The sequence below is a fragment of the Streptomyces sp. JJ36 genome, assembly GCF_021696945.1.
Lineage (GTDB): Bacteria > Actinomycetota > Actinomycetes > Streptomycetales > Streptomycetaceae > Streptomyces.
In genome coordinates this window covers 1-17,998 of record NZ_JACYHE010000041.1, presented here as the reverse complement: position 1 = coordinate 17,998, position 17,998 = coordinate 1, and the positions used below count along the sequence as shown (strand labels likewise).

The 17,998-nt window shown below is 75.9% G+C and carries 16 protein-coding genes; 8 read left to right on the top strand and 8 right to left on the bottom strand.

Annotated features, from left to right (window positions below; all coding sequences use genetic code 11):
* Positions 1–75 precede the first annotated feature (75 nt).
* Positions 76–948, top strand: a complete 873-nt coding sequence (locus tag HOY81_RS16620) for a protein kinase (RefSeq protein WP_237321207.1) — start codon at positions 76–78, stop codon at positions 946–948.
* Between the two features lie 263 nt (positions 949–1,211).
* Here HOY81_RS16620 and HOY81_RS16615 read toward each other — a convergent pair whose 3' ends face one another.
* Entirely contained in the window at positions 1,212–1,628 is a 417-nt protein-coding gene (locus HOY81_RS16615; RefSeq protein WP_237321206.1) for a hypothetical protein, read from the bottom strand.
* A 157-nt stretch (positions 1,629–1,785) separates the two neighbouring features.
* On the opposite strand from HOY81_RS16615, the gene HOY81_RS16610 reads away from it, so the two are divergent.
* Positions 1,786–2,424: an alpha-ketoglutarate-dependent dioxygenase AlkB gene (locus tag HOY81_RS16610; RefSeq protein WP_237321205.1), complete on the top strand. Its 639-nt coding sequence runs from the start codon at positions 1,786–1,788 to the stop codon at positions 2,422–2,424.
* 160 nt (positions 2,425–2,584) lie between these two features.
* Positions 2,585–3,856 (top strand): NlpC/P60 family protein, encoded by a 1,272-nt coding sequence (locus tag HOY81_RS16605; RefSeq protein ID WP_237321204.1) that lies wholly within the window; start codon positions 2,585–2,587, stop codon positions 3,854–3,856.
* Here the strand turns inward: HOY81_RS16605 and HOY81_RS16600 are convergent.
* The 5 genes from HOY81_RS16600 to HOY81_RS16580 all read right to left on the bottom strand — a co-directional run bounded on the left by HOY81_RS16600 (position 3,846) and on the right by HOY81_RS16580 (position 9,730).
* Positions 3,846–5,078: a styrene monooxygenase/indole monooxygenase family protein gene (locus HOY81_RS16600; RefSeq protein ID WP_237321203.1), complete on the bottom strand. Its 1,233-nt coding sequence runs from the start codon at positions 5,076–5,078 to the stop codon at positions 3,846–3,848. The genes HOY81_RS16605 and HOY81_RS16600 overlap by 11 nt on opposite strands.
* Before the next feature lie 96 nt (positions 5,079–5,174).
* The gene (locus HOY81_RS16595; RefSeq protein ID WP_237321202.1) at positions 5,175–5,774 is read right to left on the bottom strand and encodes an ATP/GTP-binding protein; all 600 of its coding nucleotides are present in this window, start codon (positions 5,772–5,774) and stop codon (positions 5,175–5,177) included.
* Positions 5,755–6,153: a DUF742 domain-containing protein gene (locus HOY81_RS16590; RefSeq protein WP_237321201.1), complete on the bottom strand. Its 399-nt coding sequence runs from the start codon at positions 6,151–6,153 to the stop codon at positions 5,755–5,757. The genes HOY81_RS16595 and HOY81_RS16590 overlap by 20 nt, the downstream gene beginning before the upstream one ends.
* Entirely contained in the window at positions 6,150–6,689 is a 540-nt protein-coding gene (locus tag HOY81_RS16585) for a roadblock/LC7 domain-containing protein (protein WP_237321200.1), read from the bottom strand. The genes HOY81_RS16590 and HOY81_RS16585 overlap by 4 nt, the downstream gene beginning before the upstream one ends.
* Positions 6,686–9,730: a nitrate- and nitrite sensing domain-containing protein gene (locus HOY81_RS16580; RefSeq protein WP_237321199.1), complete on the bottom strand. Its 3,045-nt coding sequence runs from the start codon at positions 9,728–9,730 to the stop codon at positions 6,686–6,688. The genes HOY81_RS16585 and HOY81_RS16580 overlap by 4 nt, the downstream gene beginning before the upstream one ends.
* Positions 9,731–10,210: 480 nt before the next feature.
* Between HOY81_RS16580 and HOY81_RS16575 the strand changes: the two genes are divergently transcribed.
* Positions 10,211–11,065 (top strand): protein phosphatase 2C domain-containing protein, encoded by an 855-nt coding sequence (locus HOY81_RS16575; protein ID WP_237321198.1) that lies wholly within the window; start codon positions 10,211–10,213, stop codon positions 11,063–11,065.
* Positions 11,066–11,138: 73 nt separating this feature from the next.
* Here the strand turns inward: HOY81_RS16575 and HOY81_RS16570 are convergent, their stop codons facing one another.
* Positions 11,139–11,594 (bottom strand): MarR family transcriptional regulator, encoded by a 456-nt coding sequence (locus HOY81_RS16570; RefSeq protein WP_237321197.1) that lies wholly within the window; start codon positions 11,592–11,594, stop codon positions 11,139–11,141.
* 300 nt (positions 11,595–11,894) lie between these two features.
* Complete coding sequence (gene lon, locus HOY81_RS16565; protein ID WP_237321196.1) at positions 11,895–14,324, bottom strand: endopeptidase La; 2,430 nt, start codon at positions 14,322–14,324, stop codon at positions 11,895–11,897.
* A gap of 237 nt (positions 14,325–14,561) precedes the next feature.
* On the opposite strand from lon, the gene HOY81_RS16560 reads away from it, so the two are divergent.
* From HOY81_RS16560 to HOY81_RS27600, 4 genes are all read left to right on the top strand, one after another.
* Complete coding sequence (locus tag HOY81_RS16560) at positions 14,562–15,329, top strand: spermidine synthase (protein ID WP_237321195.1); 768 nt, start codon at positions 14,562–14,564, stop codon at positions 15,327–15,329.
* Positions 15,330–15,409: 80 nt separating this feature from the next.
* Positions 15,410–16,186 (top strand): response regulator transcription factor, encoded by a 777-nt coding sequence (locus HOY81_RS16555; RefSeq protein WP_237321194.1) that lies wholly within the window; start codon positions 15,410–15,412, stop codon positions 16,184–16,186.
* Positions 16,186–17,286 (top strand): HAMP domain-containing sensor histidine kinase, encoded by a 1,101-nt coding sequence (locus tag HOY81_RS16550; RefSeq protein ID WP_237321193.1) that lies wholly within the window; start codon positions 16,186–16,188, stop codon positions 17,284–17,286. The genes HOY81_RS16555 and HOY81_RS16550 overlap by 1 nt, the downstream gene beginning before the upstream one ends.
* Positions 17,287–17,701: 415 nt before the next feature.
* Positions 17,702–17,998, top strand: a 297-nt coding sequence (locus HOY81_RS27600) for a hypothetical protein (RefSeq protein ID WP_308341081.1), incomplete at its 3' end; no start/stop codon positions are given.

The following is a 17,998-nucleotide window of genomic DNA, read 5'->3' as shown; positions in this document are numbered from 1 at the left end:
CGTCGGTTGCGAAGAAGTTCGGCAGGTTCCGCCGCAGCCCCTCCACCGCCTGGCCGGCGGGCCTACGCTGCTCCGGTGATCGAAGGCATCGCCCCTCCCGGGAGCGCCGACCCCCGCCGGCTCGGCCCGTTCCGGGTGCACGGCGTGCTGGGCGGCGGCACCCTGGGCCCGGTCTACCTCGGCCGCGGCACTCCGCGCCCCGGCCTGCGCAAGCAGACCGTCGCGGTACGCGCACTCCGGCCCGAGCTGCTGCGCGACCGGCAGCTCCGCGCCCGGGTGCGGCACGAGACCGGCACGACCGCCCGGCACCCCGGTCTGCCCTGCGTCGCCCGCGCCCTCGCGTGCGAGCTGGACGGCGACCTGCCGTGGCTGGCCTCCGAGTTCGCGCCCGGGCCCACGCTGGGCACGGTCGTACGGGAGTACGGTCCGCTGCCCGAGGACGCCGTACGGGCGCTCGGCGGCGCCCTCTGCGGGGCCTTGGCGGCGCTGCACGCCGCCGGGCTCGCCCACCGCGACCTGCGGCCCGGCAACGTGCTGCTGGCCGCCGACCACCCGCGGCTGCTCGACAGCGGGCTGAGACCGGGAGGTGCCGGGCCGGCGGAGGACGACGAGGCCGCCGGACCGGCGGACGACATGTTCGAACTGGGCGTCGTGCTGGCCCATGCCGCCTCCGCCCGCCTGCCCTTCCACGGCTCCGTGCTGCCGGCGACCCGCGAGAGCCCCGACCTGACCGGGGTACCCGAGGGACTGCACCCGGCGCTGCTGGCGTGCCTCCACAAGGAGCCCGGGTCCCGGCCGGCGCCGGGACCGCTGGGGCGGCTGCTGGACCTGGGGGACCAGGGGGAGCGGCCCGCTGCGGAGTGGCTGCCGGAGCACTGCCGGCACGAGATCGACGTGCACGCCGCACGCGTGCGTGCCCTCCTCCCCCGCGGGCTCTTCCGCCGCTGACGCCCCCGGAACCCGCACGCCTCTCCCGCTGCGACGGCGCTCGTCCCCGGCGGCGCGGGTACGGCGGAACCGGCGGCCGCTGCACGGCCCGCGCCCCCGGCGGCCTCTCCCTGCCGCCGGATCGCGCCGCCCCGGGTACGCACCGCGACGGCACGCACGCCGGGACTCCGCACCCGCCCCGGGCGAGGGTCCCGGGTGGATGCGGACACCGGCCGCACGGCGACGCGTACCGCCCCGGCGGGCGCCGGGGACCGGCGGCCGGGTCACTCGCGGGCGGCGGCCGGGGACGGAGGCGGTGGCGGCGGGACGACTCCGGGGCGGCCGGTGCCGTTCAGGCCGGCCGCCGGGCGGGCACCCGGCTCCGGGCGCTCGGCCCGGCTCCCGGGCACGGCCCGCTCCGGGCGGTCCTGCCGGCCCGCGGGCTCGGCACCCTCCGGAGGGCGGTCCTGGCGCCCTGCCGGCTCGGCCCGCTCGGGGCTGCCCTGCCCGAGGGCGGGGCGCCCGCGCAGCCGGTGGCTCGCGGCCTCGTCCAGACCGACCGGCCGTTTGAACCGGGCGGCCAGCCGACTCGCCTCGCGACCGAGGGCCGCGACATCCTCCCAGGTCAGCCGCAGTATGACGGCGACCTCCGCCTCACCGTCCGGCAACGCCTGGACGGGAAGCCCGGTTCTGGTGTTCATGGGCCGATCCTCCTCGCTCGGGAACAGGACGCACGGGGGTGCGTACGGCCCGGGCGTGCTCTCCGTTCACCCGCGCCCCGGCCACCGCACACTTCCGGCCACCCCTCACACATCCACTACCAGAACATCCGTTCGACAAGCGCGCTACCCTGGCTGCGTGACACCGTACTTCCAGCCCTCTCTCCTGGACCTTCAGGAGGGCGGCGAGATCACCCTCGGACCGCTCGACGCGGTCCGGCGCCGCCCGCTGACCCAGGGCGCCTGGCTGGATCTGCTCCCCGGCTGGGTCGCCGGGGCGGACGGGCTCTTCGAGTACCTGCGCACCGAGGTGCCCTGGCGTGCCGAGGAACGCCGGATGTACGAACGGGTGGTCGGCGTCCCCCGGCTGCTCTCCTTCCACGGCGAGGACGACCCGCTCCCCCACCCCGTCCTGGAGCAGGCGCGCGCGGCGCTGAGCCGCCACTACGCCACGGAGCTCGGCGAGCCGTTCCGCACCGCCGGCCTCTGCTACTACCGCGACGGCCGGGACAGCGTCGCCTGGCACGGCGACCGGCACGGGCGTGGCAGCACCGAGGACACCATGGTGGCCATCGTCTCCGTGGGCGAGCCGCGGCCGCTGTTGCTGCGCCCCCGGGAGGGCGGCGCCGGCCGCACCCTGCGGCAGACCGTGGGCCACGGCGATCTGCTGGTGATGGGCGGTTCCTGCCAGCGCACCTGGGAGCACGCGGTGCCGAAGACGCGGCGGCCGGTGGGTCCCCGCATCAGCGTCCAGTTCCGTCCCCGCGGGGTGAGCTGACGCCGCCTCGGCCCGGCGCCCGCACCGGCCCCCGGGGTCCGCACGGGTGAGGGGCCACACCCACGGGTGACGGGGAGTGGGCGGATCCGCCCACTCCGGCGCGCGCGGTCTGCTGACGCCTGGTCAGGATCAGTGGGACACCACGGAGGTGAGTCCCCCGATGACCCGACGGACCGTCAGTACGGCGGCGGCGACCCTGGCGACGGCGGTGCTGCTCGCCGCCCACCCCGCACACACCGCGGAGGCCCCGCGCCCGGGGCTGCCGGCCCCCGGCAGCCACCGCTCCCCCGCGGACCCGGCGGCCTCCCCGGAGCCCGTGGAGCCCGGCGGCCCGGGGAACCCCCCGACCACCGGCGCCCCCACGGCCCCGGCGAACCCCGGGGCCCCCGGCGAACCGGCGGCGGACGCACCCCTGGACGAACTGCTGACCGAGCTGCGCACCCGGTACCGGCGGGCCGAGGCCGCGACCGAGGCGTACCACGCCGCCGAGCAGCGCCTGCGGACGCAGCGCGCCGAGGTGGACCGGCTGCGGAAACGGCTCGCCCGCACCCGGGACGCGCTCTCCGCGGGGCGGGAGGCGGCGGGGCGGCTGGCCCGGCGGCAGTACCGGGGCGAGATTCCCGGGGTGCCGCCGGCCGTGCGGCTGCTCTTCGCCGACGACCCGATGAGCGCCCTGCACCACGGGCACGCCCTGGAGCGCGCGGCCGTACGGCAGAACGCCGCGGTGCGCCGCCTCGCCAGCGGGGAACGCCACCGGAACGCGCTGGTGGAGCGGGAGCGGCAGGCCCTGCGGAAGAAGCGGGAGCTGGCGCGGCAGCGCAGGGAGCGCCGGGACGCCGCCCGGGAGGAGCTGCGGCGCGTCGAGGAGCTGCTGACCTCGCTCGACGACGACCGTCTGGCGCAGCTCCGGGCCCTCGAGTCCGCGCGGCGGGCGGACTCCCCGGGCGCCTTCCCGCACTCCGGGCCGCCGGGGGACGGCACCGGCACCCGCGCCCCCAGCGCGCAGGGCGAGCAGGCGCTGACCCATGCGCTGGAGCAGCTCGGCACGGAGTACACGGAGGGCGCGGAAGGCCCGGGGGACGGCTCCGCCTTCGTGGCACGGGCCTGGCGGCACGCCGGGCGGTCCCTGCCGCGTACCAGCGTGCGGCAGTGGCGGCGGCTGCACCGGGTGCTGCTGGACGAAGTGCGCCCGGGCGACCTGGTGCTCTATCACCCGAAGGCCGGCCGGGTGGCGCTCTACGCCGGGCACGGGCTGGTGGTGCACGCGCCGCGACCGGGCGGCCGGGTCACCCTGGCGCCGGTCGCGGACGACCCGCCGCTGGGCGCGGTGCGCCCGGACCCCGGGGCGGCGCCGCTCCCCTCGTGGCAGCCGCCGCCCGCGGTGACCCAGGCGGCCTCCGGTGCGCCGGGCGCGGCGGGCGTCAGCCCGTGACGCTCGCGAGATAGGCCTCGGCCTTCTCCGGCTCGTAGAAGAAGTCCTCGAAGTCGGACGGGTCGTTGAAGCCGTTGGCGATGCGGTCCGCGACCGGCTGCGCCTGCCCGGCCGCGCCGATGAGGTTCAGCACGTGCTCCGGCGGCGGCGCCAGCATGGCGTTGGTCCACTTGGTGACGTGCCGGGCGGTCTCCCAGTAGCGGTCGAAGGTCGCCTGCATCCACTGCTCGTCGAACGGGCGGTCGCCGTGCTCGACGATGGACGCCAGGTACGACGCGGCGCACTTGGCCGCCGAGTTCGAGCCCTGTCCGGTGATGGGGTCGTTGGCGACCACCACGTCGGCGACGCCGAGCACCCGGCCGCCGCCGGGCAGCCGGCCGACCGGCTGCCGCACGGTGGGGGCGTAGCGTCCGGCCAGGGTGCCGCCGGCGTCGGTCAGCTCGACCTTGGTGGCGCGGGCGTACTCCCAGGGGGTGAAGCGCTCCATCAGCTCCAGGGTCTTCGCCAGGTGCTCGTTCGGGTCCTTGGTCTCCTGGAAGGCGTCCAGCGGACCGCCGGGGACGCCCTCCCAGAAGAGGATGTCCGCGCGGCCGGAGGTGGTCAGGCAGGGCATCACGAAGAGTTCGCCGACACCGGGCACCAGGTTGCACCGGACGGCCTCGGTCTCCGGATGCTCGGGGCGCGGGCCGAGCCCGTGCACGTAGCTGACCGCCAGGGCGCGCTGCGGGGTGTCGTACGGCGAGCGGGCGGCGTCCCGGGCGAACATCGAGACCAGCTCGCCCTTGCCGGCGGCGACCAGCACCAGGTCGTAGCGGCTCGCGAAGAAGTCGAGGTCGGAGACGGCGGCGCCGTGGATCACGAGCTGGCCGCCGCGCTGGGCGAAGGTCTCCATCCAGCCGGCCATCTTCACGCGCTGGTCGACGGACTGGGCGTGCCCGTCGAGCCGGCCGAGCCAGTCGACCGCGCGGGAGCCGTCCGGGCCGGCGACCGAGACGCCGAGCCCCTGGATCTTCGGGGCCTGCCCCTCCCAGAAGTTGGCGGAGACGTCCCGCTCGTGCTGGAGCGCCCGGTGGAACATGCACTGGGTGGACATGACCCGGCCCCCGCGGATCTCCTCCGCGGTCCGGTTGGACATCACGGTCACCTCGTAGCCCTGGGCCTGGAGGCCGAGGGCGAGCTGCAGCCCGGCCTGACCGGCTCCGACGATGAGTATCTTCCGCATGGCGGATCTCCCTGCGTGTGTTGCGTGTGTGGCGCCCGGGCGGACGGCGTACGGGCGCGGCGGGGGGTGCTGGGGCGGGCCGGGGCTTGGCGCGGCTCAGGCGGGGGCGAGGTCCACGGCGTGCCCGACCAGGGCCAGCAGCGACTCGGTCACCGTGTCCCGCTTCCGCGCGTCCATGATCACCACCGGAACCTCGGCGGGGACGGACAGCGCCTCGCGCACGTCCTCCGCCGCGTACGCGGTGGTGCCCTCGAAGTGGTTGACCGCCACCACGTAGGGCAGACCGCAGCTCTCGAAGTAGTCGAGGGCCGGGAAGCAGTCCTCCAGCCGCCGGGTGTCCGCCATGACCACCGCCCCGATGGCCCCGCGGATCAGGTCGTCCCACATGAACCAGAAGCGCTGCTGGCCCGGGGTGCCGAAGAGATAGAGCACCAGGTCGGCGTCGAGCGTGATCCGCCCGAAGTCCATGGCGACCGTGGTGGTCTGCTTCTCGGGGGTGGCGGCGAGGTCGTCGGTGCCCTCGCTCGCCTGCGTCATCACGGCCTCGGTGGTGAGCGGCTCGATCTCGGAGACCGCGCCGACGAAGGTCGTCTTCCCGACACCGAAGCCGCCCGCCACCACGATCTTGGTGGAGATGGGGGCCCGGGTCAGATCGTCCTGCCAGGCCGCGCTCGGTTCAGAGCCTGCGAAGTCCACCCAACACCCTTTCCAGCAGTGCCCGGTTCGGCCGCTCGGTGCCGTGCCCGGTTCCGTGCACACGTATCCGCCCCTGGTCGGCGAGGTCGCTCAGCAGCACCCGCACGACGCCCAGCGGCATCTTCAGCAGCGCCGCGACCTCCGCGACGGTGCGCATCCGGCGGCAGAGCTCGACGATGGCCTGCATCTCGGGCAGTACCCGGTCGCGCAGCGTACCGGCGGCGAGTTCGGGGCGCTCGGGGGGTGCCTCGATCGCCGCCACGAAGGTCTCGACGAGCAGGACGTGCCCGAACCGGGTGCGGCCGCCGGTCAGCGCGTACGGGCGCACCCGGGCGGGAGTGCGTATCGGCAGGGAGGGGGGCGTTGCTCGGGAGGTCACTGTTCCAGCTCCAGCTCCATCGACGTGCGCAACTCGGTGCGGAGTTCGGGCGTGAGGACGTGTCCGGCGCGACCGACGAAGAGGGCCATGTGGTAGGCGATCACGCTCATGTCGCAGTCGGGCGCGGCGTGCACGCCGAGCAGGGAGCCGTCACTGATCGACATCACGAACAGGCTCCCCTCGTCCATGGCGACCATCGTCTGCCTGACGCCGCCGCCGTCCATCAGCTTGGCGGCCCCGGCGGTGAGCGAGCCGAGACCGGAGACGATCGTCGCGAGATCCGCGCTGGATCCCTTCGGGCCCCGCTCCGCGGGACGTGCCTCGCCGCCGGGCGCCTCGGCGTCCGTGGGCTCCCCGGGGACGGGCTCGCGGGTCACCGGCTCGGAGGAGAGCAGGAGCAGCCCGTCGGAGGAGACCACGGCGACGGAGAGCACGCCGGGTACCTCGTCGACCAGGTTCGCCAGCAGCCAGCGCAGGTTCCGCGCCTGGGTACTGCCGGAGGGGTGCGCTGTGTTCTTCGTGGTGGGGGGATTCACCGCCGTGTCTCCTCTTCCTCGCCGCGCTCACGGTTCTCTGCAGCCGCGTCCCGGTGCCCGTCCTGCGCGCCGCGCTGGAAACCGCCGAGGCGGCGGCGCAGTTCGTCGGCGTTGGCCCCGCTCTTGCGGGGGCGGGCGGGGGCGCCCGCGGCGGTCACATGTCTCGGGGTGCGCTTGGGCAGGCCCTTGTCGGTGTGCGTGGGGGTGGGCTCCGCGGCGGGCGCGACGTCCGCTGCGGGGGTTTCTTCGGGGGTTCCGGCCGGGCTGCCCGCGGGATCCGGTGCGGGGGCCGCCGGCCCGGGTACCCCGCCGGCGTCCGGGTCGTGGCCCGCCGGGCCCGCGGGCCCCGGAGGAGCGGACTCCGGGCCGGGGGGCACCGGATCGGCGGACTCCCGGCGGGCGGGCCCTGCACCGGCGGACTCCGCATCGGCCGCCACCGGGCCGGCGGGCCCCGGACCGACGGGGTCCGGGCCGGCGCTCTGCGGGGACGCGCCCGTTCCGGGCTCGGCGGGTGCGGGTCGCCGGGGCTGCGGGACCACCGGTCGCTCCGGGCCTGCGGCGTCCGCGGCAGAGGGCTCCGGGGCGCCGCCGTGCGGGGCCCCGAAGGCTCCCTCCAGCGCGGAGTACGCCGAGTACGCCGGCTCCTCCCCGCCGTCCGCGGGGGCGGCACCGGGAGCCGAGCCGGGGCCGGCGCCGAGGGGGTCCTCGGCTGCCGCGCCGTCCGCGGCGCCGGACAGGCCCGCCCCGGACGGCGCGGCCCCCGTCTCCGGCGCGCCGGAGGTCTCCGGCGCGCCGCCGTCGGTGGGCGGGCCCGGGTCCGGGCGGTCGCCGGTGGGCGCCTCCGCGGCGTCCCCCGGCACCCCGGTGGCGGCCTGCGCGTCCGCCGGGCCGGTCGTGTGCGTGGTGGGTTCCCGCGGCGCCGTCTCCGGGGCGCTCCCGGTGCCGTGGGTGGTGGGGGCGGCCGGGCCGGCGCGGCGCGGCAGCGTGTTGGAGTTGGCCTCCGCCACGGATCCCGGCAGGCTCGGTGCCGTGCCCGCCCCCGGGGTGTCCCCGCGCGGCACGGTCCCGCCCGGTGCGGGACGGTCCGGCAGCAGGGTGCGCGGCACCACCACGACCGCGGCGATGCCGCCCTGCTTCTGTTCGCGGAGCTGCACCCGCAGCCCGTGCCGGGTCGCCAGACGCGCCACCACGTACAGCCCCATGCCGAGGCCGGTGCCCGGTTCGTCCGCGCCCTCGGCGCCGGGGGGCTGCTGCTGCTCCGGCGCGCCCAGGCGGGCGTTGAGGTCGGCGAGGCGTTCTGCGGTGACGCCGATGCCCTGGTCCTGCACGGAGAGCATGATCTCGCCGTTCTCCAGCAGCCAGCCGGAGAGCTCCACGTCGGCGTCGGGTGCGGAGAACGCCGTGGCGTTGTCCAGCAGTTCGGCCAGCAGGTGGCTCAGGTCGTCCGCCGCGAACCCGGCGACCTGGACGTGCGGCGGCAGGGAGGCGAGCTGCACCCGCTCGTAGCGCTCTATCTCGCTGATGCCGGCGCGCAGCACGTCGAGCAGCGGTACCGGTCCGCTGTGGTGCGTGGTGGTGTGCTCGGCCCCGGCCAGCAGCAGCAGGTTCTCGCTGTGCCGGCGCATCCGGGTGGCGAGATGGTCGAGCTTGAAGAGGGTGTCGAGGCGGTCCGGGTCGGCCTCCTCGGCCTCCAGCGACTCGATGATGCCGAGCTGCCGTTCCACGAGCCCGAGGGTGCGCAGGGCGAGGTGGACGAAGGTGCCGTGCACGGCGCCGCGGCCGGCCTCCAGCTGCTCCCGCAGGGCCTCCTGCTCCTGCCGCAGCCGGTCCCGTTCGGCGGCGAGTTCGCCGCTCTCGTCGCGGAGCCGGTCCCGGTCCGCCTCGGCGTCGCCGGCCCGCCGGTGCAGCGTGGCGGCCGTCTCCCGGAGGGTGTTCAGGGCCCGTACGACGTCCGCGAACTCGTCGTTGCGGCCGGTGAAGCGCACCGGTTCCGCACCGGCCGGATCGCCGGCGAGCCGCTGCGACCCGCGGCGCAGCACGGACAGCGGCCGGGCGAGGGACCGGGCGGTCTGCACGCTGATACCGGTGGCGAGCAGCAGGCAGGCGGCGACCAGGCCGACGCGGAGCTCCAGCGCGGTGACGGCGTCGTCGCGCTCCCCCTCCAGCCGGGCGACCTCGGCCGTGGCCAGCGAGGAGTGCACTCCGCGCATCCGGTCGATACGGGCGGAGAGCGCGGCGGCGACGCGCTCGGGGTCCAGCCCGCGGTCCTCCGCGGAGAGCGCGGGGGCGTCGGTGAGCCGGGCGAGGTAACGGTCGGCCAGCTCCACGTCGGTGCCGGTGACGGTCTTGCCGTAGGTCTCGCGGGCCTCGGTGCCGGCGGTCTGCTCGAAGTCCGCCAGCGCGGCCTGCTCGCGGACGTGCGCGAGCTGGGCCTCGCCGGTGAGGGCCGGCTGGGCGCCGTCACCGGCGAGGGCGCCGCGCAGCAGCCCGCGGGTGGCGCCGGCCTGTTCCACGGCGCGGCCCAGGTGCGGCAGGGCTTCGGCGGTGGCGACCGCGGAGGTCTCCGGGGAGGCGAACCCGGCGCCGGGGTCGGAGGCGATGCCCTGGGCGACGGTGCGGGAGACGGCCAGCAGTTGCTCCAGGGCGGCGGAGTACGCCTCGTAGACCTCGAGCGGCGTGCTCTCGCCGGACAGCGCCTGCTGCCGGGTCTCCGGGAGCTCGTGCAGGCTGCGTACCAGCGGCCGGGGCAGCTCGTCCGCCGCCAGCACCTCGGTGATCTGCCGGTCCACCCGGGCCTGCTGGGAGGCGCTGGGCTCGGCGGCGGCCGCGCCGGCCCGGCCGGCGGCGGCGAACTCCACCACGTCGTCGCGCTCGTCGGAGAGCGAGTGCGCCAGTGCGACTGCCCGCTGGTTGAGGGTGGCCCGGTCGACGAGGTCCTGCGCGTCGGAGAGCGCCCCGGAGGCGCTCACCAGACCGGGGGCGCCGGCGGCCGCCACGGCGACGCAGCAGAGCGCGACGGAGACCAGCAGCCGGTTGCGCACCCGTGCGCGACGCTGCGGGGGGTCGGTGGGCTGCGTGTCGGTCCCGCCAGCTTTCCGAAGTCGCTTCGTCCGCACCGTGCTCGCAATCTCTGTCCCGGCCGCCCGGGTCGGCCCGGGGGCGGCAGTCCGCCTGTGCGGCACGGGACGGTCCCGCCCGTCCCGCCGCGACTCACGACGTCCGACCCTGTCAGTGCCGGAATGGGGCGGATGTGGTTCCCCGTGCCGCGCCACCCGAAGGAGTGAACATCACTCGGGAGTCGGCGAACAAGCCGCCTGACCGGCGGGACCCCCGGAGCGCGGCGAGGCGGTTGGAAATCCGCGCCGTGGCCTGGCAAGATGCCCGCTCGCAGCTGCGCGGAAGACCGTATTCCGGCAGAACTCGGGCCCTTTGCGAGCCGCTGACCTGCCGGCCCGGTCCGACGGACGGTCTCTGACGGGTCGCCCGGCCCGGCGCCGTCGCCGCTGCGGCAGACTGCGGGCATGCGCATCGAGACCGTCACCGAGCCGGGGGACCCCGGCCGGCCCAACGAGGACCACGTTTCGGCGGTGCTGCCTGCGTCGGGAGCGGGCGGGGCGGTCGTCCTCCTGGACGGGGTGACGCCGCCCGCGGGCGGGGACGGATGCGTGCACGGGGTGCCGTGGTTCACCGCCCGGCTGGGCGGCGCGCTGCTCGAACTGTCCGGTTCGCGACGGGATCTGACGCTGACGGAGTGTCTCGCCGAGGCCCTCGCGCGTACCGCCGGCGCCCACCGTCAAACCTGTGATCTTTCTCACCCCCGGACTCCGCAGTCCACGGTGGTCGCCGCCCGCTGGGACGAGCAGGAGGTGGAGCATCTGGTGCTCTCCGACTCCGCCCTGCTGCTGGAGAGCCCCGGCGGCGCGGTGCACCCGGTGCTGGACAACCGGCTGGACCGGCTGCCGCCGGACGTCACCGGGCTGCGCGACCGGGTACGGGCGCTGCCGCGGGACGCGCCGGAGCGGGTCACCGCCGCCGCGGAGTACGCCCGCGCGGTGGAGGCGCTGCGCAACGCGCCGGACGGCCGGGGCTTCCACACCGCCGCGGCGGACCCGGGGGTCGCGCGGCTCGCCCTCACCGGCCGCACCCCGCGGTCCGGGGTGCGTGCGTTGCTGGCCGTGACCGACGGCGCCTCCCGCTGGGTCGAGACCTTCCGGCTGGGCGGCTGGGCGGACCTGTTCGCCCTGGTCCGCGCGGACGGCGCGGCGACGCTGCTGCGCCGGGTGCGGGAGGCGGAGTCCGCGGACCCGGAGGGCGCCCGCTTCCCGCGCGGCAAGTGCCACGACGACGCCACCGTGCTCCTCGCCGAGCCGGGGTGACGCCGGCGTGCCCGGCACGCCGGGCCACGGGGCGGAGGCCCCGCCGCGCGCCCGGCCGGCGGCACCCGGCTCGTCAGGGCATCAGCCCGTTGAAGCGGTGCAGCAGGCGGGCGAGTTCGGCGATCTCGTCCGGGTCCCAGGCGGCGAGCCGGCGGGCGTACTCGGCGCGCCGCGCCGCCCGCACCCGGGAGAACCGCGTCCGCCCGCCGGGTGTCAGCTCGATCAGCCAGGCGCGCCCGTCCTCCGGGTCGGGGGTGCGGGCGATGAGCCCGAGCTCCTCCAGCGCCCGGAGCTGCCGGCTCATGGTCGCCTTGCCGACGCCGAAGTAGGCGGCCAGGGCGGTGGCGCGCTGCGGGCCCGCGTCCTCCAGCCGCACCAGCAGCCCGTACGCGCCGGGCTCCAGGTCGGGGTGGACCTCGCGGGCCAGTTCGCCGGAGGAGGCGCGGGCCCGCCGCAGCAGCACGGCGAGTTCGCGTTCCAGATCCAGGTACTCGGGTCCGAAATCGCCCTCCCGGCCGCCCTCGTGCACGTCAGCGCCCTCTCCCCGGCTCTTCCCGTCGTGAAAGTTTCCGTCCGCGAGCCCGATCGTCGCAGCTCCGCCAGTATTCCGCAGGGCTAGACCAACGGCACGCCGCGCATCCCTTCCAGGGGCGGGTTCTCCGCGCGTACCGTCCGTGAATGTCATGTCCACACCCAGTGGATAACCGGGGCGTCGGGCGGCGCCGGCGCCCCTCACGGCTGAAGTGGCCCCTCCACCGGGCGGGAGGGGCCACTTCTGTGTCCCGGCCGCGGCCCGCCGCGCCGCGCTGCGTACGCGCCGCGGCGGCCGTCACGCCGCGGCCGGGACCTCCGGGGCCGCGCCGGGCGCGGGGGCGGACGCCGGGCTGAGCGCCAGCTCCAGCACCTGGCGCACATCCGTCACGGGGTGGACGTCCAGCCCCTCCAGCACCTCGGGCGGCACGTCGTCCAGGTCGGGCTCGTTCCGCTTCGGCAGCATCACGGTGGTCACCCCGGCGCGGTGCGCGGCGAGCAGCTTCTGCTTGATGCCGCCGACCGGCAGCACCCGGCCGGTCAGCGAGACCTCCCCGGTCATCGCCACGTCCGGCCGCACCTGGCGGCCGCTGAGCAGGGAGGCCAGCGCGGTCGTCATGGTGATCCCCGCGCTCGGCCCGTCCTTGGGCACGGCGCCGGCCGGGACGTGCAGATGCACCCCGCGGTCCTTCAGGTCGCCGACCGGCAGCTCCAGTTCGGCACCCCGGGAGCGCAGGTAGGAGAGCGCGATGTGCGCCGACTCCTGCATCACGTCGCCGAGCTGGCCGGTCAGGGTCAGCCCGCCGCCCCCGGTCTCCGGGTCGGCCAGCGACGCCTCCACGTGCAGGACGTCGCCGCCGGCGCCGGTGACCGCCAGCCCGGTGGCCACCCCGGGCACCGCGGTGCGGCGCTCGGCCGGATCCTGCGCGGACTCGGGGGTGTGGTGCGGGCGCCCGATGAGTGACCGCAGCCCGTCCGTTCCGACGGTGGACGGCAGTTCCCGGCTGCCGAGCTCGTGCTCGGCCGCCACCTTGCGCAGCACCCGGGAGAGCGCCCGCTCCAGGTTCCGTACGCCCGCCTCGCGGGTGTACTCGCCGGCCAGCATGCGCAGCGCCGCCTCGTCCAGGACCACCTCGTCCGGCCGCAGTCCGGCCCGTTCGAGCTGCCGGGGCAGCAGGTGCTCGCGGGCGATGACGACCTTCTCGTCCTCGGTGTAGCCGTCGAGCTGCACCACCTCCATCCGGTCCAGCAGCGCCTCCGGGATGGCCTCCCGGACGTTGGCGGTGGCCAGGAAGACCACGTCGGAGAGGTCGAGCTCGACCTCCAGGTAGTGGTCCCGGAAGGTGTGGTTCTGCGCCGGGTCGAGCACCTCCAGCAGCGCCGCGGCCGGGTCGCCGCGGAAGTCGGAGCCGACCTTGTCGATCTCGTCGAGGAGGACCACCGGGTTCATCGAGCCCGCCTCCTTCACCGCCCGGACGATCCGGCCGGGCAGCGCCCCGACGTAGGTGCGCCGGTGGCCGCGGATCTCCGCCTCGTCCCGTACGCCGCCCAGGGCGACCCGGACGAACTTCCGGCCCATCGCGCGGGCCACCGACTCGCCGAGGCTGGTCTTCCCGACGCCCGGGGGACCCACCAGGGCCAGTACCGCACCCCCGCGGCGCCCGCCGATCACCCCGAGTCCGCGCTCGGTGCGCCGCTTGCGGACCGCGAGATGCTCGGTGATCCGCTCCTTGACGTCCTTCAGCCCGGCGTGGTCGGCGTCCAGCACCCGCTGCGCGCCGGGGATGTCGTACGCGTCGTCGGTGCGCACCTGCCAGGGCATCTCCAGCACGGTGTCCAGCCAGGTGCGGATCCAGCCGCCCTCGGGGCTCTGGTCGGAGGCGCGCTCCAGCTTGTCGACCTCCTTCAGGGCCGCCTTGCGGACCTCCTCCGGCAGGTCGGCGGCCTCCACCCGGGCGCGGTAGTCCTCGCCCTCGTCCTCCGGGTCGCCGTTGAGCTCGGCGAGCTCCTTGCGGACCGCCTCGAGCTGGCGGCGCAGCAGGAACTCGCGCTGCTGCCGGTCCACGCCCTCCTGCACGTCCTTGGCGATGGACTCGGCGACGTCCTGTTCGGCCAGGTGCTCGCGCAGCGTCTCGGTGGCGTGGCGCAGCCGCTCCACCGGGTCGGTGGTCTCCAGCAGCCGGATCTTCTGCTCGGTCGTCAGGAAGGGCGAGTAGCCGGCGTTGTCGGCGAGTGCGGCGATGCCCTCGATCTGCTGCACCCGGTCCACGACCTGCCAGGCGCCGCGCTTGCGGAGCCAGCTCGTGGCCAGCGCCTTGTACTCCTTGGCCAGTTCGGCGACGGCGCCGGGGAGGGGCTCCGGCTCCCGCTCCTCGATCTCGGTCCCCTCCACCCAGAGGGCGGCGCCGGGGCCGGTGGTACCGGAGCCGATGCGGACCCGGTGCAGACCGCGGACGAGGGCGCCCGGATCGCCGTCGGCCAGCCTGCCGACCTGCTCGACGCGCCCCAGCACGCCGATGTCCGGGTAGGACCCGTCCACCCGTGGGACCAGCAGCACCCGCGGCTTGCCCGCGCCGGGTTCCCGCTCCCGGGCGGCGGACTGCGCGGCCTCCACCGCGGCGCGTACCTCGGCGGCGGACAGTTCGAGCGGCACCACCATGCCGGGGAGCACCACCTCGTCGTCGAGAGGCAGCACGGGCAGGGTGAGCGTTGCGGGCGTGACAGCCATGATCTCTCCCTAGGCAGGCAAGTTGAGCTGTACGGGCTCAATGCGGCGGGACCGCCTGGTGTTCCCCCGGTGGGCGGATGTTCGCTGTGGGCGATCAGCGTCGGGGGCACCCGCGGGCGGGAGCGGCACGCCCGGGCGGACGGCGTTCGCTCAGGGCGATCGCGACGGTGCGCGCGGGGTGCGGGCCGGCCGGCGGGCCGCCCCGGACGGGCCGCCGGGCACGGGCGATGCGCCAGGATGGGCGCCATGACACGCGCACCGGAGCCCCCGTACGGCCCGTACGACCCCGCGGACACCGGTCACCCCGCCGACCCCGGCTCCCCGGGGGACGCCGGCGAGGAGGCGCCCCGGGTGCTGGACCGCCGCGAGGGCCCGTACGGCGAGGTGGTGCTGCGCCGGAACGGCCCGCTGCTCCAGATCATCGCCAACGGCTGCTTCCTGATGGACACCTCCGACGGGCGCTCCGAGCGGCTGCTCGTCCGGGCCGCGCTGGCGGAACTGGGGGCCCGCACGGAGCCGCCCGCGCTGCTGCTGGGCGGCCTCGGGGTGGGGTTCTCGCTGGCCGAGGCGGCGGCGGAGCCCGCCTGGGGCCGCATCGACGTGGTGGAGCGCGAGGCGGCGATCCTCGACTGGCACCGCCGGGGCCCGCTCGCCGCCGTCTCCGCGGCCGCGCTGGACGACCCCCGCACCGAACTCGTCCACGCCGATCTGCTGACCTGGCTGCGCACCGCGGACGACGCCTACGACGCGCTCTGCCTGGACGTCGACAACGGACCCGACTGGACCGTCACCGAGGACAACGACGCGCTCTACTCCCCCGCGGGACTGGCCGCCTGCCGGGAGCGGCTGGCCCCCGGCGGGGTGCTGGCGGTCTGGTCGGCCCGCCCCTCGCCCGCCTTCGAGGACGCATTGCGGCATTCCGGATTCGTCCGGGTCCGTACGGAAGAGATCCCGGTCGTCCGAGGCGTCCCCGACGTGGTCCATCTCGCGCGGAGAGCGACGTAGCCGCGGTACCCGCGCGGCGCTTACGCTGCTGCCCAGCACGTACACACAACGCAAGCAGGGGCGACGCACGGGCGGGCCGAATGGACCAGAAGAACACACCACAGAACCACGGCGGCACGGCCGCTCAGGCCACCACCCCGGGCGCGCAGCGACGCATCCTGGTCGTCGAGGACGACCCGACGATCGTCGACGCCATCGCCATGCGGCTGCGGGCCGAGGGTTTCCAGGTGCAGACGGCCGGCGACGGCCCCGCCGCGGTGGAGACGGCGGAGGCGTGGCAGCCGGACCTGCTGATCCTGGACATCATGCTGCCCGGCTTCGACGGCCTGGAGGTCTGCCGCCGGGTGCAGGCGCAGCGCCCGGTGCCGGTGCTGATGCTCACCGCGCGGGACGACGAGACGGACATGCTGGTCGGGCTCGGCGTCGGCGCCGACGACTACATGACCAAGCCGTTCTCCATGCGGGAGCTGGCCGCCCGGGTGCACGTCCTGCTGCGCCGGGTGGAGCGCGCCGCGCTGGCCGCCAGCACCCCGCGCAACGGCACCCTGCGCCTGGGCGAGCTGGAGATAGACCACGCCCAGCGCCGGGTGCGGGTCTCGGGTGAGGACGTGCATCTCACGCCGACCGAGTTCGACCTGCTGGTGTGCCTGGCCCACTCGCCGCGGGCGGTCCTCTCCCGCGAGCAGCTCCTGGCCGAGGTGTGGGACTGGGCGGACGCCTCCGGCACCCGCACCGTGGACAGCCACATCAAGGCGCTGCGCCGCAAGATCGGCGCGGAGCGCATCCGCACGGTGCACGGGGTCGGCTACGCGCTGGAGACGCCGGCGCCCGCCACCCCCGCCGCCGACGGGGCGTAATGGGCGGGCGGCTGCGCGCCGCGGGCTCCCGGCTCTGGTCCCGCGCGTGGGAGGGGCTGCGCCCGCTCGACCCGTACCGCTCGGTCAAGGCGGCGCTCGGCGCGCTGGTGATCGTCTCGGTGGTGATCACCACGCTGCTGGCGCTCTTCGCCGTGCACTCGGCGACGGAACTGCGGGTCATCACCATCCTGTCGATCATCGTCTCGCTGCTGCTGACGCAGTTCGTGGCGCAGTCGCTGACGGCGCCGCTGGACGAGATGAAGCACGCGGCGCGCGCCATGGCGCACGGCGACTACTCGCGCCGGGTGCGCGGCGGGCGGCGTGACGAGTTCGGCGAGCTGGCGAAGACCTTCAACCGCATGGCGGCCGACCTGGCAGCGGTCGACCAGCACCGCAAGGAGCTGGTCGCCAACGTCTCGCACGAGCTGCGGACGCCGATCGCCGCGCTGCGCGCCGTGCTGGAGAACGTGGTGGACGGGGTCTCGGACCCCGACCCGGAGACCATGCGCACCGCGCTCTCCCAGACCCAGCGGCTGGGGCGGCTGGTGGACCAGCTCCTGGACCTCTCCCGGCTGGACAACGGGGTGGTGCCGCTGCACGTCCGCCGCTTCGAGGTGTGGCCCCACCTGGCCGGCGTGCTCAAGGAGGCGAACATGAGCAAGGGGCCGGGGCACGCCCGCACGGACGTGCACCTGCACCTGGACGTCTCCCCGCCCGAGCTGACCGCGTACGCGGACGCGGAGCGGCTGCACCAGGTGGTGACCAACCTCGTGGACAACGCCGTGAAGCACAGCCCCCCGCACGGCCGGGTCACCATACGGGCGCGCGGCGGCGAGCTGCCGGGCAGCCTGGAGGTCGAGGTGCTGGACGAGGGCCCCGGCATCCCCGAGGAGGAGCGGGACCGCGTCTTCGAGCGCTTCAACCGCGCCAAGGCGGCCGGTCCCCGGCCCTCGGGCGGCTCCGACGGCGGCACGGGGCTCGGACTGGCCATCGCGCGCTGGGCGGTCGATCTGCACGGTGGTGTGATCAGGGTGGCCGAGTCCCCCCGGGGCTGCCGGATACGGGTCACCCTTCCGGGGCCGGATCCAGCCCGCGGTTGACGCGTGCGGGGGAAGTACGCGGCGCTCCCCGCACGCCCCGCGGGGGCCCCGGGGAGATCCACCGGCGTCCCCCGGAGCGCCCACGGGCCTCCGCGAGCGGCCCGCTCACCCCGGGTGCACGGACGGCTCCGGCCCGGCACGGACGGCCGGTCCGTGGGGGCGCACGGCTGTCCGGCCGGGCATCGCCCCAGCTCACCGGGGTAGAGTCACGCGCGGGACGCACCCGGGTCCGGTCCGGTTCCTCAGCTGACGGCGAAACTTCGGGTTTTTCCCGCCCGGAAACCGCACCAAACCAGCTCCGCAGTGTGACGTACGCGACGACGACCCCGTGCGGACTGCAAGGATCGCCTCGGTAGGCGTAGCCTTTATTTCCGCTGTCCACCACCTAAGGAAGCGGAAGAGGGCGGTTGCCGCCGTGTCGTCACAGTCCCCCAACACCTCGAGCGTCTCGACCGAGCAGGACGGAGAGGGGAAGACCCCCTCCCCCGCCTTCGGTGCCAACGAGTGGCTCGTCGACGAGATCTACCAGCAGTACCTCCAGGACCCGAACTCGGTAGACCGAGCCTGGTGGGACTTCTTCGCGGACTACAAGCCGGGGCCGGCGGGCGGCAGCCCGAAGACCGCGGCCGAGGGGAAGGCCGGCCCGGGAGCCCCCGGTGCCGCCGCGCCCGCCGCCGACGCGGGGACCGCGCAGGCCGCGCGCCCCGCGCCC